The organism is Geodermatophilus sp. SMS 5-13 (assembly GCF_059428245.1).
Genome location: NZ_CP165729.1, coordinates 2787702 through 2802963, shown reverse-complemented (window position 1 = coordinate 2802963; position 15262 = coordinate 2787702). Strand labels below are relative to the sequence as shown.

Genomic DNA, 15262 nt, shown 5'->3' with positions numbered 1-15262 from the left:
GGGAAAGGCTAAGCCGGTCCACCGACAAACCGATGAGTTCCGGCGCCCGGCGCGGTCTCCCCCGACATGCCCATCACCGCGAGCCCGATCTTCGTCACGCCCGACCTCGAGCGCCTGCGCACCTTCTACGCGACCCTGCTCGGCGCCGAGGTGACCGCGCGTTTCCCCGAGGACGGCGACGTGTTCTACCTCGGGCTGCGGGCCGGCGACTTCGCCTTCGGGCTGACCGCCGACGGCTCGGTGCCCGTCGGCGAGCCCGGCCGCGTGCTGCTCAGCATCGACGTCCCGGACGTCGACGCCCTGCTCCCAGGGGTCACCGAACTCGGCGGCCGGGTCACCGGCGGGCCGACCGACATGCCGTGGGGCCAGCGGGTGCTGCACGTCCGGGATCCGGACGGCAACGCGGTCAACCTGACCCAGCCGCTCTGACCCCGGTGCACGGCAGGCATTCCGTCACTGTGACGGATCCCCCTCTCCCGCCCGGCCGGTCAGCGCGTCGTGGCCGCCACCCGGAGACCCAGGCCGACCAGCACCGTGCCGCTGACCGCCTCGACGCGGGCCCGGATCCGCGGCCGGCGGAACCACGCGCCGGCCCGCGCGACACCGGCGGCCAGAGCCAGGTACAGCCCGGTCTCGAGGGTGATCTGCAGCAGACCCAGCAGCGCCGTGGTGGTGAAGACCGGTCCGGAGGCGGGCACGAACTGCGGATAGAAGGCGATCATGAACACGGCCGCCTTCGGGTTGGCCAGCTGGACGACGACGCCCTCGCCGAACGAGCCCCACCAGCGCCGACGCCCGAGCGGCTCCTCCGCCGGCGCCTCGGCCGCCGCTGCGGCCTTCCGCTCGCGCCAGGCGGTCCGCAGCGCCTTGATGCCGAGGTAGAGAAGCACCGCCGCGCCGACGACGCGCAGCACCAGGTAGGCCATCTCCGAGGCGGCCACCAGGGTGGCGAAGCCGGCGCCGGCGAAGAGCGCCCAGACGTAGAGGCCCAGCTCCAGGCCGAGCACCGTGGGGACGGCGGCGCGCAGGCCGCGCAGCGCGGCCCGCCGGAAGATCAGCGCCATCGCCGGCCCGGGCGAGGCGGAGATGAGGAGCACGGCCAACACGAAGGCCGGCAGCGACCCGAGCACCTCCACGCACCGGATCGTGGCATCCCTCGCCCGGCGCGTCGATCGACTTCTCGACTGGCAGAATCGGGCGGGACCGGTGAACCAGACCAACCCGTGGCGGACCCCTGCTACCGGACAGCGCGCCGAGCCGGGAGCACAGAGAGGTGGCCAGGGGATGGACGACCCGCTCTTCCGGAACGGCGGCGAGCTCGGCCGGGCCATGGCGGAGCGGGACTGGAGCCAGACCGCCGTCGGCGCCCCGGAGACCTGGCCCGCGGCGCTGCGCAACCTGGTCCGGATCGTCCTCACGTCGCGGTTCTCCATGTGGGCCGCCTGGGGCCCGGAGCTCACCGCCTTCTACAACGACGCCTACTGGCGCGACACCCTGCAGGCCAAGCACCCGTGGGCGCTCGGCCGGCCGGCGTCGGAGATGTGGGCGGAGATCTGGGAGGACATCGGCCCGCGCATCCGGTCGGTCCTCGACACCGGCGTCGCCACCTGGGACGAGGACCTGCTGCTGTTCCTGGAGCGCAGCGGCTACCCCGAGGAGACCTACCACACCTTCTCCTACAGCCCGGTCGACAGCGACGACGGCCGCACCGAGGGCATGCTGTGCGTGGTCACCGAGACCACCGGGCGGGTGCTCGGCGAGCGGCGGATGGGGACGCTGCGCGACCTGGCGGCGGCGGTCACGGCCGCACGCACCGAGGACGACGTGCTCGCCGCGGTGGCCGACCAGCTGGGCCGCAACCCGGCCGACCTGCCGTTCAGCCTCACCTACCTCGTCGACGACGCCGGCACCGCCCGGCTGGGCGCGGCCGCCGGCATCACCCCCGGCTCCGCCGCCGCCCCCATGGAGATCGGCGTCGACGACCCCGAGCCCGCCTGGCCGCTCGCCCGCATCCGCGCCGGCGAGCAGGTCGTCGTCGAGAACCTGGCCGCCCGGTTCCCGGGCCTGCCCACCGGCGCGTGGGAGCGCCCGCCCCAGCGCGCGGTCGCCCTGCCACTGACGTCGTCGGCGCAGGGGCACGGGCCGGTCACCGGGTTCCTCGTCGTCGGGCTCAACCCGCACCGCTCGTTCGACGACGCCTGCCGCGGTTTCGTCGAGCTGCTGGCCGGCCAGATCGCCTCCGGGCTGGTCAACGCCGGCAGCTACGAGGCCGAGCGCCGGCGCGCGGAGGCCCTCGCCGAGCTGGACCGCGCGAAGACCGACTTCTTCTCCAACGTCAGCCACGAGTTCCGCACGCCGCTGACGCTGATCATGGGCCCGCTCGCCGAGCTGCGGCACTCCCCCGCGCTCGACGACGCCCCCCGGGCGCGCGAGGAACTCGAGGTGATCGAGCGCAACGCGCTGCGCCTGGGCAAGCTGGTCAACACGCTGCTGGACTTCTCCCGGCTGCAGGCCGGCCGGATCCAGGCCCGGTTCGAGCCGGTGGACCTGGCCGCGACCACCGCGGAGCTGGCCAGCGTCTTCCGGTCGGCCGTCGAGCGCGCCGGCCTGCGCTTCGACGTCGACTGCCCGCCCCTGGGCGTGCCGGTCCACGTCGACCGCGACATGTGGGAGAAGGTCGTCCTCAACCTGCTGTCCAACGCGGTGAAGTTCACCTTCGAGGGCGGGATCACAGTCGCGCTGCGCCGGGACGGCGACTCCGCCGTCCTCACCGTGCGCGACACCGGCACCGGCGTCCCGGCCGGGGAGCTCCCCCGGCTGTTCGAGCGCTTCCACCGCGTCGAGCGGGCCCGGGCCCGCTCCGGCGAGGGCAGCGGCATCGGCCTGGCGATGGTGCGCGAGCTGGTCGGGCTGCACGGCGGCACCATCGCCGTGGACAGCCAGGAGGACGTCGGGACGACGTTCACCGTGACGCTGCCCCTGGGCTCGGCCCATCTGCCGCCCGAGCAGGTGGCCCCGGAGGCGTCCGCGGTGGGCGTCTCCGCCGCCGCCGCGCCGTTCGTCGCCGAGGCCCTCCGCTGGCTGCCGGGCTCCGGCGAGCCGGACGGGCCGCCGGTCCCGGTCGCCGATCCCACGGCCGGCCCGCTCGCCCTGGCGCCCGGGCGTGTGCTGGTCGCCGACGACAACGCCGACATGCGCGCGTACCTCTCCCGGCTGCTGACCCCGCGCTATCGCGTCGAGGTGGTGCCGGACGGCCAGGCCGCGCTCGAGGCGGCGCTGGCCGCGCCGCCGGACCTCGTCGTCAGCGACGTGATGATGCCGCGGCTCGACGGCATGGGTCTGGTCGCCGGGCTGCGGTCCGACGACCGCACGGCGCGCGTCCCGGTTCTGCTGCTGTCGGCACGGGCCGGCCAGGAGGCCGCGGTCGAGGGGCTGGCGGCCGGTGCCGACGACTACCTCGTCAAGCCGTTCTCCGCGGGCGAGCTGATGGCCCGCGTGGGCGCGCACGTCGAGCTGGGCCGGGTCCGCCGCGAGGCCGAGGAGCGGTTCCGCGCCATGGCCGACCTCGCCCCGGCGCTGATCTGGGTGACCGACGCCGAGGGACGGCGGGTCTTCCTCAACGCCGGCTGGCAGGAGTTCACCGGCTCCTCGGGCGCCGAGGACCTGCACAACGGCTGGCGCAGCCGGCTGCACCCCGAGGACCGCGAGCGCTACCTCGAGATCGTGTCCGCGGCGTCGGCCGGCCACCGGTCCTGGGAGGTCGAGTACCGGCTGCGCCGGGCCGACGGGGCCTACCACTGGCTGCTGGAGCGCGCGGCGCCGCTGGGCAGCGGCACGGCGCACGGCGGGTACGTCGGCAGCTGCACCGACATCAACGCCCGCTACCGGGAGAGCCAGCGGCAGAGCCTGCTCGCCGGTGTCGGCGCGGCGCTCGACCGGGCCGCGGGCGTCGACGAGCAGCTCGGGCAGCTCGCCCGCCTCCTGGTCACGACGCGGCTCGCCGATGCGTGCGACATCCGCCGGATCGAGGACGACGGCCGGCTGCGCCGCGCGGCCGTGGCCGCGCTCGATCCCGCGACCGAGGCGGTCATCGCCTCGTTCGAGGAGGAGACGCCGCCCGTGCTGCAGGCGGTGGAGACCACCCGCACGGTGGTGCTGCCGCCGGACCGCAGCGTCCCGGTCATCAGCTCACGCAACGCCCGGCCCGCGGACCTGCGCCGGCGGCTGCTCGCGAACTCCCGGATGGTCGTCCCGCTGCTGGCGCACGGGCGGGTGCTGGCGGTCCTGTCCCTCGGCCGCCGTCCGGAGTCGCCGGGGTTCAGCAGCGACGACCAGCAGCTCGTGGAGGAGATCGCCGCCCGCGCCGCGCTGGCGGTGGACAACGCGCTGCTGCTCGCCGACGAGCGGGCCAGCGCCGAGCGGCTGTCCCTGCTGCAGCGCGCGACGGCGGCGCTGTCGGCCGCCACCACGCCCGGCCAGGTCGGCGCCACCGCCGCCGCGCACATCCGCCAGCTGCTGGGTGAGGGCAGCAGCGCCGTGGTCTACGAGGTCGACGAGTCCCGGCGGGTGCTCACCTCGCTGATGCCCGACGGGGCGCGCACGGGAGCCGGCGCCCGGTGGGACGACATCCCGCTGTTCATCCCGCGCCCGCTGACCCTGGCCGTGCACGAGCGCCGTCCCCAGTGGTTCGAGGACCTGGCGGCGTGGCTGGCCGCCCGGCCCGACCAGCACCCCGACCTGCCCGAGACCATGCGGTCGCTGGGCATGTCCGGCGGGGTGGCGCTGCCCCTGGCCGTGCCGGCCGGGGTGATCGGGGTGATCGGCGTCGGCCTGACCGCGCCGCGCCGGCTCACGGCCACCGAGCGCGCCACCCTGCTCGCGCTCGCCGAGCAGTGCGCCCAGGCCCTGGACCGCGCCCGCCTCTACCGGTCGGAGCAGCGCATCGCCGAGACGCTGCAGCGCAACCTGCTGCCGCAGGGGCTGCCGGCGCTGGACCGGCTCGCCCTCGCCGCGCGCTACCTGCCCGGCGCGGAGGGCACCCAGGCCGGCGGCGACTGGTACGACGTCGTGGAGCTCGACGCCGACCGCGTCGCGATCGCCGTCGGTGACGTCGTCGGCCAGGGCCCGGCCGCCGCCGCGGTCATGGGCCAGCTGCGCAGCGCGCTGTCGACCGCCCTGCTCACCGGCAGCAGCCCGGCCGAGGCCCTGGAGATCCTGGACCGCTTCGCCACCCGGCTGCCCGGCGCCACGGCGTCCACGGCCGCCTGCCTGGTCGTCGACCGCAGCCGCGGCGCCATCCGCTGGGCGCGGGCCGGCCATCCCCCGCCGCTGCTGCTCTCCGGCGGTCACGTGCAGTACCTCGCCGACGCCGGGGCCGGCACCGTCCTCGGCGTGCACGGGCGGGCCCCGTACGCGGAGGGCACCGCCGAGATCGAACCGGGCGCCGTCCTCGTGCTCTACACCGACGGGCTCGTGGAGCGGCGCAACGAGACGCTGGACGCCGGGCTGGACCGGCTGGCCGCCTCGGTGCGCCGGCACGGCCGGGAGGCGCCCCAGCAGCTGGCCTCCCTCGTGCTGCACGAGATCCTCTCCGACACCGACCAGCCCGACGACGTCGCGCTCATCGCCGCGCGGCTGATCCCGGCGCCGCTCGCGCACCGGCTGCCGGCCGACCCCGCGCGGCTGGCCGGGATCCGGCGGACCGTCCTGGCCTGGGCGACCGAGGCCGGGCTGGCCGAGGACACCGTCGAGGACCTGCAGCTCGCGCTCGGCGAGGCCGTCGCCAACGCGGTCGAGCACGCCTACCGCGACGCCCCCGCCGGCGAATGCGCCTACCGCCTGGCCTGGCGGCCCGACGGGGACGTGGACGTGCGGGTCGAGGACTTCGGCACCTGGCGGCCGGCGCCGGCGGACCCCGGTTTCCGCGGGCGCGGCCTGCTGCTGATCCGCCGGCTGGCCCAGGACGTCGTCGTCGAGCCGACGCCCGGCGGGGGCACCACCGTGTGCTTCCGCGTGCCCGCCCGGGCCGCCGGCCGGGAGGAGTCCCGGGTCCGCCGGCGCCCGCCGTCCGCGGACGGCGGCAGCCGGGAGGCCCGGCTCACCGTGCACGCGGAGAGCGGCATCGTCGAGCTGGCCGGCGAGCTGGACCTGCGCTCGGCCGGGACCGTCGGTCCCGAGCTGTTCGCCGCGCTGGAGGCCGCGCTGCCCGGAGAGGTGACCGTCGACCTGCGCCGCGTCACCTATCTCGCCAGCGCGGGGGTCGGGCTGCTGCTGGAGGCGGTGGCGCGGGCCGGAGCCGGTGACGGGGTGCTGCGCGTGCTCGTCGACCCGGGCGGCTCCCCCGCCCGTGTCCTCGGGCTGGCGGGGCTGGACGACCTGCTCGCCGTGGCCGTCGACGACCGGTAGGCGGGCGGTGCTCCTCGAGCGGTTCTGGGAGCGGGTCACCGCCGTCGTCCCGTCGCTGGAGAGGAACGTGCTGCTCGCGGCCGCCGCCGTCGCGGCCCTGCTGGTCCTCTCCCCCGCGCTGTGGCGGATCACGCGCAACGTCGTGACCATCGCGCACGAGGGCGCGCACGGGGCGGTCGCGCTGGTGTGCGGCCGGCGGCTGGCGGGCATCCGGCTGCACTCCGACACCTCCGGCCTGACCGTCTCCGCGGGCCGGCCGACCGGCCTGGGCATGGTGCTGACCTGCGCCGCGGGCTACGTCGGGCCGGGGCTGTTCGGCCTCGGCGCGGCCGCCCTGCTGGCCGCGGGCCACGCGGTCGGCCTGCTGTGGGCGCTGCTGCTCCTGCTGGCCCTCCTGCTGCTGCAGATCCGCAACTGGTTCGGCCTGTGGTCGGTGCTGGTCACCGGGGTCGTCGTCTTCGCCGCCACGTGGTGGCTGCCGCCGACGGGCCAGGCCGCGTTCGCCGCCGTCGGCACGTGGTTCCTGCTGCTGGCCGCCCCCAAGGCCGTGGTCGAGCTGCAGCGGGCACGGCGCCGGCGTGCGGCGCCGGACTCCGACGCCGACCAGCTGGCCCGGCTGACCCACCTGCCCGCCGTCCTCTGGGTGGGGTTCTTCCTCCTCGTCGATCTCGGGGCCCTCGCCCTCGGCGGCTGGTGGCTCGTCGGCTGACGCCGCAACGGTGTTAGGGATAACGGTCGATCGAGCGATGATTCCTCGCCCGCCGGACCGTCGAAGGAGCATGGACGCCACGAACCTCGCGGACCTCTACGGACTGCCGCTGGTCGACTGGGACACGGTGGTGGCCCGGCTGGACCGCGGCCTCGAGCCCGAGCGCGAGACCTCCCGCCCGAACACCTGCTGGCTGGCCAGCATCAACGGCGACGGCAGCCCGCACGTCACCGGCGTCGGCGCGCTGTGGGTCTCCGGCAGTTTCTACTTCACGACCGGGGAGCAGACCCGCAAGGGCAGGAACCTGGCGCGGGACCCCCGCTGCTCGCTGAGCCTGTCGACCGACGAGTTCGACCTCGTGGTGGACGGCGAGGCCGCCCTCGTCGGTGACCCCGAGACCGTCGCCGACACGGCCCGCCGGTATGCCGCCGGCGGCTGGCCGGCCCGCCCCGACGAGACCGGCCTCGCGCTGACGGCGGAGTACAGCGCGCCCTCCGCGGGTCCGCCGCCCTGGCGGGTCTACCGGCTGGCCCCGCGCGAGGCGACGGTGGTCCTCGCCGCCGCGCCCGGCGGGGCGACCCGCTGGCGCCTCTGAACGCGTTCAGTCGGAGCGGGGGCGGCTGCGGCGGCGGGGCTCGGCACCCTTGGGCTGGTGCACGGGCTCCACCTTCGGCGGCTGCGGGATCTCCAGGACCAGGTCCTCGTGGTCGACGGTGACCTGGCGCCCGTGGTGGCGGATGTCGATCGGGTCGCCCTCGCGCAGCCGGTACGTCGCCCGTTTCTGCTCGACGGTCACCGACAGGCAGCGGCCCTGGTAGACGACCCGGAAGCGCAGCCGGGTGATCCGCTCGGGCAGCCGCGGGGCGAACATCAGCTCGCCGGAGTGGTCGCGCATCCCGCCGAACCCGGCGACGGCGACGGTCCAGCCCCCGGCCAGCGAGGCGATGTGCAGGCCGTGCCCGGAGTTGTGGTGCAGGTTCTGCAGGTCGGTCAGCGCCGCCTCGCCCCAGTAGTCGTGGGCCAGCTGCAGGTGCCCGGTCTCGGCGGCCACCACCGCCTGCTGCGCGGCCGACAGCGACGAGTCCCGCACGGTGCGCGCCTCGTAGTAGGCGAAGTCGGCGATCTTCTCGTCGAGGGTGAACGCGTCCCCGCGCAGGTGCAGGGCCATGACGAGGTCGGCCTGCTTGATCACCTGCTTGCGGTAGATGTCGAAGTACGGGAAGTGCAGGAGCAGCGGGTACTTGTCCTGCGGGGTGTTCTCGAAGTCCCACTCCTCGTGGTGTGTGAAGGCGTCGGACTGCATGTGCACCCCGCGCTGCGTGTCGTAGGGCACCGCCATGAGCGAGGCCGCCCGCAGCCACGTCTCGACCTCGGCGTCGCTCACGTCGAGCCGGCCGGCGACGTCGGGCTGCCGCTTGACCGCGTGCGCCGCCTCGCGCAGGTTCCGCTGCGCCATGAGGTTGGTGAAGACGTTGTTGTCCACGACCGCGGTGTACTCGTCCGGCCCGGTCACCCCGTCGATGCGGAAGCCGTGCTCGACGTCGAAGTGGCCCAGCGACGCCCACAGCCGGGCGGTCTCGACGAGCAGTTCGGCGCCGAAGTCGCGGTCGAAGTCCTCGTCGAGCGTCGCGTGCCAGTAGCGGACGACGGCGTCGGCGATGTCGGCGTTGATGTGGAAGGCCGCCGTCCCCGCCGGCCAGTACCCCGACGTCTCCTCGCCGCGGATGGTGCGCCACGGGAACGCGGCGCCGCGCAGGCCCAGGACCCGGGCGCGCTCGCGGGCCTTGTCCAGGGTGGAGTGCCGCCACCGCAGCGCGTCGCGGGCGGCGCCGGGCGCGGTGTAGGTGAGCACCGGGAGCACGTAGGTCTCGGTGTCCCAGAAGGTGTGCCCGTCGTAGCCGGGCCCGGTCAGCCCCTTGGCCGGGATCGGCTGGCGCTCGGCGCGCAGGCCCGCCTGCAGGACGTGGAACATGCCGACCCGCACGGCCTGCTGCAGCTCGTCGTCGCCGTCGATCTCGACGTCGGCCTCGTCCCAGTGCTGGTCGAGCAGCTCGCGCTGCTCGCGCAGCAGCCGGTCCCAGCCGGCCAGCTTCGCGGTGGCCAGCGCCGCCTCCACCTGGTCGCGCAGCGCGGCGCCGGAGCGGCGCGAGGACCAGCCGTAGGCCAGGTACTTCACGATCCGCAGCGAGCTGCCCTGCGGCAGCCGGGCGGCCAGCGTCCAGCGGGCCAGGTCACCGGTGGCCTCGATGTCCTCGGTGCTGGTGTCGGGCACCTCGAGGTAGTGGTCCATCCCCGCCGCGATCCGCAGCCGGCTGCGCTGCGTGCGGTGCACCAGGACCGCCCGGCGGCCGCGCGCCACGGCGATCTCCGACTGCAGCGGCTTGGCCAGCGCGGCGGCCATGCGCGGGTCCTCGACCTCGCTGGTCGGCGCGTCCTCGTTGGCCAGCAGGTCCGACTGCAGCGCCACGTAGAGGTCGCCCAGCTCGTCGGCGACCTCGACCGTGTACTCGATCGCGGCGATCGACCGGCGGACCAGGGACACCAGCCGGGTGCTGGTCACCCGCACCGTGCGGCCGCTGGGCGAGCGCCACTCGGTCAGCCGCCGCAGCACCCCGTTGCGCAGGTCGAGGGTCCGCTTGTGCTCGAGGATCTCCCCGTAGTTGAGGTCCAGCGGGGAGTCGCGCACCAGCAGCCGGATCAGCTTGCCGTCGGTGACGTTGACGACCGTCTGCCCCTGCTCGGGGAAGCCGTAGCCGGCCTCGGCGTAGGGCAGCGGCCGCTCCTCGAAGAAGCCGTTGAGGTAGGTGCCGGGGACGACCACCGGCTCCCCCTCCTCGAACGAGCCCCGCATCCCGATGTGCCCGTTGGCCAGCGCGAACACCGACTCGTGCACGCCGAGCGAGGAGTGGTCGAGACCGACCTCGGTCAGCGACCACGGCTCGACCGGGAACGAGGCCCGCCCCTCAGTCATGGCCGCCCTCCATCAGCTGCGCCAGATCGGTGACGACGACGTCCGCCCCGTGCTCCTTGAGCTGGTCGGCCTGCCCGACCCGGTCGACGCCGACGACGTAGCCGAAGTCGCCGGCCCGCCCGGCGGCCACGCCGGAGAGCGCGTCCTCGAAGACGACCGCCTGCGACGGATCGACACCCAGCGCCCGCGCGCCGGCGAGGAAGGTGTCCGGCTGGGGCTTGCCGCGCAGGTGGTCCCGGGCGGCCACGACGCCGTCGACGCGGGTGTCGATGAGGTCGGCGAAGCCCCCGGCCGACACGACCTGCTCGCCGTTGGCCGAGGCGGTGACGACGGCGGTGACCAGGCCGGCGTCCTTGACCGCACGCAGGTAGCGCATCGAGCCGGGATACACCTCCACGCCGTGCTCCTCCAGCTCCTGGAGGACGGCGTCGTTCTTCCGGGTGGCGATCGCCTGGACGGTGCCGGCCCCCCAGGGATCGCCGGGGCTGCCCTCGGGCAGGTGGATGCCCCGGCTGGCCAGGAAGTCCCGCACGCCGTCGGCGCGGGGTTTGCCGTCGACGAAGCGGTTGTAGTCGAGCTGGCTGAACTCCGGCGCCTGGGGTTCGCGGCCGTGGAGGAACTCGTCGAAGGTCCGCTTCCAGGCGGCGAAGTGCACCGTCGCCGTCCGGGTGAGGACGCCGTCGAGGTCGAACAGGCACGCGCGGATGGACTCCGGGAGACCGAGCACGCTGCGACGCTACCCAGGAAAAGTTCCGGCTGACCTGTCGATCTGCGTGATCCCGGACGTCGAAGAAACTGCAGGCCGGAGAGCCCGGCCCCACCACGGAGGTATGCCCGATGCCGCAGTACCTGTTCCTGCTCTACGACGACGAGACCCGCTGGGCCGCGCCCACCGACGAGGAGATCGCGGCGGAGATGGGCCGGCACGGCGCGTTCGCCGAGGCGGTCGCCGCCGCCGAGGGCGCCCAGATCCTCGGCGGCAGCGCGCTGCAGTCGACGCAGACCGCCTCCACGCTGCGCCGGGACGCCGCCGACGCCGAGCCGCTGCTCACCGACGGCCCGTTCGCCGAGACCAAGGAGGCCCTCGGCGGCTACTACCTGATCGAGGCACGCGACCTCGACCAGGCGCTCGAGCTGGCCCGGCAGTGCCCGGTCAGCCAGGGCGGGGTCGAGGTGCGGCCCGTCTGGCAGTTCGGCGGGTGACGGCAGGGGACGCCGTCGGGACGGCGCTGGAGCAGGTGCACCGGTCGCAGTGGCCGGTGCTGGTGGCGACGACCGTGCGCGTGCTGCGCGACCTCGACGCCGCCGAGGAGTGCGTCCAGGACGCGTTCGCCTCCGCCCTGCGCACCTGGCGCACCGACGGCGTCCCCGCCAACCCCGCGGCGTGGCTGACCACGGCCACCCGCAACCGCGCGACCGACCGGCTGCGCCGGCTGGCCACCGAGCGGCGGGCGCTGCCCGCCCTCGTGGGCGAGGTGGAGCGGATCACCCGGGACGGCGCCCCTCCCCCGGCGCCGGACGACGGCGCGGACGAGGGCGCCGACCTGCTGCGCCTGGTGCTGCTGTGCTCGCACCCCGCCCTCTCCCCCGAGGCGCGGCTGGCGCTCACGCTGCGCGCGGTGTGCGGCGTGCCGACCGCGCAGATCGCCCGCGTGATGCTCACCTCCGAGGCGACGACGGCGGCCCGGCTGACGCGGGCGAAGAGGAAGATCGCCACCGCGGGGATCCCGCTGCGGCTGCCCGGCGGCGACGACCGGGCCGCCCGGGTCGCCGGCGCGCTGGACGTCGCGCACCTGGTGCTGACCTGCGCGCACGAGTCGCCCGGCGCCGACGACGGGCTGGCCGCCCGCGCGCTGCTGCTGGCCCGGGCGCTGGTCGCGCTGGTGCCCGAGGAGACCGAGGCGCGCGGTCTGCTGGCGCTGGCGCTGCTCACCGGTGCGCGCAGCGACGCCCGCCGCGCCGCGGACGGATCGGTGGTGCTGCTGGCCGACCAGGACCGCGGCCGGTGGGACCGCGCCGCCGTCGCCGAGGGTCTGGCGCTGGTGCGCGCGCTGATGCCGCACCCCGCCGGCCGCTTCACGTTGCAGGCGGCGATCGCGGCGGAGCACGCGCGGGCGCCGGACGCGGCCGCGACCGACTGGCCGCAGGTGCTGCGGCTCTACGACGCGCTGCTGGCCGAGTGGCCGACCCCCGTGGTGGCGCTCAACCGCGCCGTGGCGGTCGCCGAGGTCGACGGGCCGCTGGCCGGGCTCCGGGCGATCGAGGCGGTCGCCGACGACCCGGCGCTGGCCCGCTACCCGTGGCTGCCCGCCGCCCGGGCCGAGCTGCGCCGCCGCAGTGGCGACGACGCCGCCGCCGCGGCCGACTACCGCCGCGCGCTGCTGCTCGCCGTCGACGCCGGTGACCGCGCCTTCCTGCAGGAACGGCTCGCCGAGCTGACTGGTTGAGCGCTGCACCGTCGGCGCGCGGGCTCTTGTCCCCCTGCCTAGGGTCGCGGTCAGGGCGGCGCACGCCGTCCCCGCACACCCGAGACCGAGGGAGCTCCCGATGGCCGACCGGCCCGTGCCGCCGAACCCGTACGACTTCCTGCCCCAGGTGCCCACCTTCACGGTGACCAGCACCGAGTGCACCGAGGGCCGGACCCTGCCGATGCCGCACACCAGCGGGCGGTTCGGGGTCGAGGGCGGCGAGGACCGCTCCCCCCAGCTGTCCTGGTCGGGCTTCCCGGAGGGGACGCGGGGCTTCGCGGTCACCTGCTACGACCCGGACGCGCCCACGGCGAGCGGCTTCTGGCACTGGATCGTCACCGGGATCCCGGCCTCGGTCACCGAGCTGCCCAGCGGCGCCGGCGAGGAGGGCGGCGCCAACCTGCCGGAGGGCGCGTACATGCTGCGCAACGACGGCGGCTTCGCCGGGTACATCGGGGCGGCGCCGCCGGCCGGCCACGGCCCGCACCGCTACTACTTCGTCGTCCACGCGCTCGACACCGACGACATGGGCGTGCCGGCGGAGGCGTCACCGGCCTTCCACGGGTTCAACCTGTTCGGCCACACCCTCGCCCGCGCGACCCTCGTCGCCACCTTCGAGCAGTAACCGGGGACTTTCTCGCGCTAAAGGACCTGGTCGGGGGGTTCGGCGACGCCGGTCGTGGCGAGGCGGGCGAAGCCGACCCGCTCGTAGACGCGGGCGACGTCGTCGTCCCCGGCGGTGAGGAACACCAGGCCGGCGGTCTCGCGGGCGTGCGCGGTCAGCGCCGAGGCCAGCGCCGCGCCCAGCCCGCGGGCCCGCAGCCGCGGCAGTGTCGCGACGCCGACGACCTCGGAGACCTCGCTGCCGTCGACGTCCACCGGCTGGTGCGAGCCCACGGCGACCGGCTCGTCGTCCTCGACGGCGACCATCATCACGGTGCGGCCGGCGGCGATCCGCTCGCGCAGCGCCGCCGTCCGGGCCGCGGCCTCGAGCGAGGTGTCCGGCGGGACCTCGACGACGTCGTGCCGTCCGCCCGGGTGGGCGAAGGCGACCGTGGCCACCCGCTCGTAGCGGGCCAGGTCGGGGTCGTCGGCGCCGACGAGGTAGAGCCGCACGCCCGGGGGCAGCAGCAGCTCGACCGGGTCGTCGGCCACGAGCAGCGGCAGCTCGTCGACCGCCAGCCCGGCCTCGCGTGCCACCCCGGCGACCTCCGGCGACCGCTCGGCGATCCACTCCAGGCCGACCGGCAGGCCGCCGCTCTCCTGGAGCAGCACCGCGGCGCGCAGGTCGTTCGGGGTCACCTTGCCGGCGCCCGGGCGCGGTCGGGCGGGGTACGGCCAGGCGATGTCGCCGATCGGCACGTCCAGCGCGCCCGCGGCCTCGATCCGTGCGTCGGGCAGCGGCGCGGCGGCGAAGTAGCGCTCGATGCAGTCGAGCATCCCGCGGCGGGTCGGCACACCGGCACAGTAGACGGGCCGCGCCAGGGGACGCCGGGATCCGGGCGATCCGGACCGCTCCCCCACCCGGCCGGGTGACCTCGCGGGCGCGGACGGCACCATGTCAGGCGTGACGGCCGGGACCCGACCCCAGATCTCGCCCTACGCGGTGTTCGACCGCGCCTCGTGGCGAGCGCTCGCCGCCGGCTCGAGGCTGCCCCTGGACGAGGCCGGGCTGCGCTCGCTGGCCTCGCTCGGCGACCGGATCGACCTCGACGAGGTGACGACGGTCTACCTGCCGCTGGCCGGCCTGCTGAACCTGCACGTGACCGCCGGCCGCCGGTTGTGGGCCGCGCAGCACTCCTACCTCGGGGACTCCACGGAGAAGGTGCCGTTCGTCATCGCCGTCGCCGGCAGCGTCGCCGTCGGCAAGAGCACGACCGCGCGCCTGCTGCAGACGCTGCTGGCGGCCGGGCCGGACCGCCCGCGCGTCGACCTGGTCACCACCGACGGGTTCCTGCTGCCCAACGCCGCCCTCGAGGCCCGTGGCCTGCTCGGCCGCAAGGGATTCCCGGAGAGCTACGACCGGCGGGCGCTGCTGCGCTTCCTCGCCGACGTGAAGTCCGGCCGGCCCGAGGTGTCCGCGCCGGTGTACTCCCACCAGTCCTACGACATCGTGCCCGGTGTCCGGCAGACGGTGGACCGGCCCGACATCCTCGTGCTCGAGGGCCTCAACGTGCTGCAGGCCGGCCACCGCGCCGACGGGACGGCGCCCGAGGTCTTCGCCTCCGACTTCTTCGACTTCTCCGTCTACGTCGATGCCGCCGAGGCCGACATCCAGCAGTGGTACGTCGACCGGTTCCTCGCGCTGCGGCGGACCGCGTTCGCCGACTCCTCGGCGTACTTCCACCGCTTCGCCGACTTCTCCGACGAGCAGGCCCGCGAGACGGCGCTGGGCATCTGGGCGGCGGTCAACGGCCCGAACCTGCGGTCCAACATCGCCCCCACCCGCTCGCGCGCCCGGCTGGTGCTGCAGAAGTCCGCCGACCACTCCGTGCGCCGGGTGCTGCTCCGCAAGCTCTGACGCTGGGCGCACCCGGCGGCATGCTGCGCCGCGTGCCGGGCGTCGCGCCATGGCGAGACCTGCCCACCCGTCGGGGTGACGTCGTGGATTCCGTCACCTGACACGGGCCTGTGAGCGCGCGCACACTTCAGGAAGTCCTGTAACAGGACGAATACTCACAGTAATTCCGGCCACCCGGCCGTGCTTCT

Annotated in this window: 12 protein-coding genes; 8 read left to right on the top strand and 4 right to left on the bottom strand. The window is 75.3% G+C overall.

The annotated features are described in order from the left end of the window. The first annotated feature begins 66 nt into the window (after positions 1-66). Entirely contained in the window at positions 67-429 is a 363-nt protein-coding gene (locus AB3388_RS13630; protein WP_495411304.1) for a VOC family protein, read from the top strand. Positions 430-488: 59 nt separating this feature from the next. Here AB3388_RS13630 and AB3388_RS13625 read toward each other — a convergent pair whose 3' ends face one another. After that, positions 489-1136 (bottom strand): LysE family translocator, encoded by a 648-nt coding sequence (locus tag AB3388_RS13625; RefSeq protein WP_495411303.1) that lies wholly within the window; start codon positions 1134-1136, stop codon positions 489-491. Between the two features lie 148 nt (positions 1137-1284). On the opposite strand from AB3388_RS13625, the gene AB3388_RS13620 reads away from it, so the two are divergent. The 3 genes from AB3388_RS13620 (at position 1285) to AB3388_RS13610 (ending at position 7709) form a co-directional block, all read left to right on the top strand. Beyond that, positions 1285-6405 (top strand): SpoIIE family protein phosphatase, encoded by a 5121-nt coding sequence (locus AB3388_RS13620; protein ID WP_495411302.1) that lies wholly within the window; start codon positions 1285-1287, stop codon positions 6403-6405. A gap of 7 nt (positions 6406-6412) precedes the next feature. Next, positions 6413-7114, top strand: coding sequence for a M50 family metallopeptidase (locus tag AB3388_RS13615; protein WP_495411301.1), 702 nt, complete (start codon positions 6413-6415; stop codon positions 7112-7114). Positions 7115-7184: 70 nt separating this feature from the next. After that, entirely contained in the window at positions 7185-7709 is a 525-nt protein-coding gene (locus AB3388_RS13610) for a pyridoxamine 5'-phosphate oxidase family protein (RefSeq protein ID WP_495411300.1), read from the top strand. Positions 7710-7715: 6 nt separating this feature from the next. Here the strand turns inward: AB3388_RS13610 and AB3388_RS13605 are convergent, their stop codons facing one another. Then, a complete protein-coding gene (locus AB3388_RS13605) occupies positions 7716-10085 on the bottom strand; it encodes a glycoside hydrolase family 65 protein (protein WP_495411299.1) in 2370 nt (789 codons plus the stop codon). Next, the gene (locus AB3388_RS13600) at positions 10078-10812 is read right to left on the bottom strand and encodes an HAD family hydrolase (protein ID WP_495411298.1); all 735 of its coding nucleotides are present in this window, start codon (positions 10810-10812) and stop codon (positions 10078-10080) included. Before AB3388_RS13600 ends, AB3388_RS13605 begins: the two co-directional genes overlap by 8 nt. Positions 10813-10922: 110 nt before the next feature. Here AB3388_RS13600 and AB3388_RS13595 point away from each other — a divergent pair, with 110 nt between their 5' ends. The 3 genes from AB3388_RS13595 (at position 10923) to AB3388_RS13585 (ending at position 13178) form a co-directional block, all read left to right on the top strand. Further along, positions 10923-11288, top strand: coding sequence for a YciI family protein (locus tag AB3388_RS13595; RefSeq protein WP_495411297.1), 366 nt, complete (start codon positions 10923-10925; stop codon positions 11286-11288). Then, positions 11285-12532, top strand: a complete 1248-nt coding sequence (locus tag AB3388_RS13590; RefSeq protein WP_495411296.1) for an RNA polymerase sigma factor — start codon at positions 11285-11287, stop codon at positions 12530-12532. Before AB3388_RS13595 ends, AB3388_RS13590 begins: the two co-directional genes overlap by 4 nt. Positions 12533-12632: 100 nt before the next feature. Beyond that, positions 12633-13178 (top strand): YbhB/YbcL family Raf kinase inhibitor-like protein, encoded by a 546-nt coding sequence (locus AB3388_RS13585; RefSeq protein WP_495411295.1) that lies wholly within the window; start codon positions 12633-12635, stop codon positions 13176-13178. A 17-nt stretch (positions 13179-13195) separates the two neighbouring features. Here the strand turns inward: AB3388_RS13585 and AB3388_RS13580 are convergent, their stop codons facing one another. Continuing rightward, positions 13196-14011, bottom strand: a complete 816-nt coding sequence (locus AB3388_RS13580; RefSeq protein WP_495411294.1) for a GNAT family N-acetyltransferase — start codon at positions 14009-14011, stop codon at positions 13196-13198. 100 nt (positions 14012-14111) lie between these two features. Here AB3388_RS13580 and coaA point away from each other — a divergent pair, with 100 nt between their 5' ends. Continuing rightward, entirely contained in the window at positions 14112-15074 is a 963-nt protein-coding gene (gene coaA / locus AB3388_RS13575; protein ID WP_495411293.1) for a type I pantothenate kinase, read from the top strand. The last annotated feature ends 188 nt before the right edge of the window (positions 15075-15262 follow it).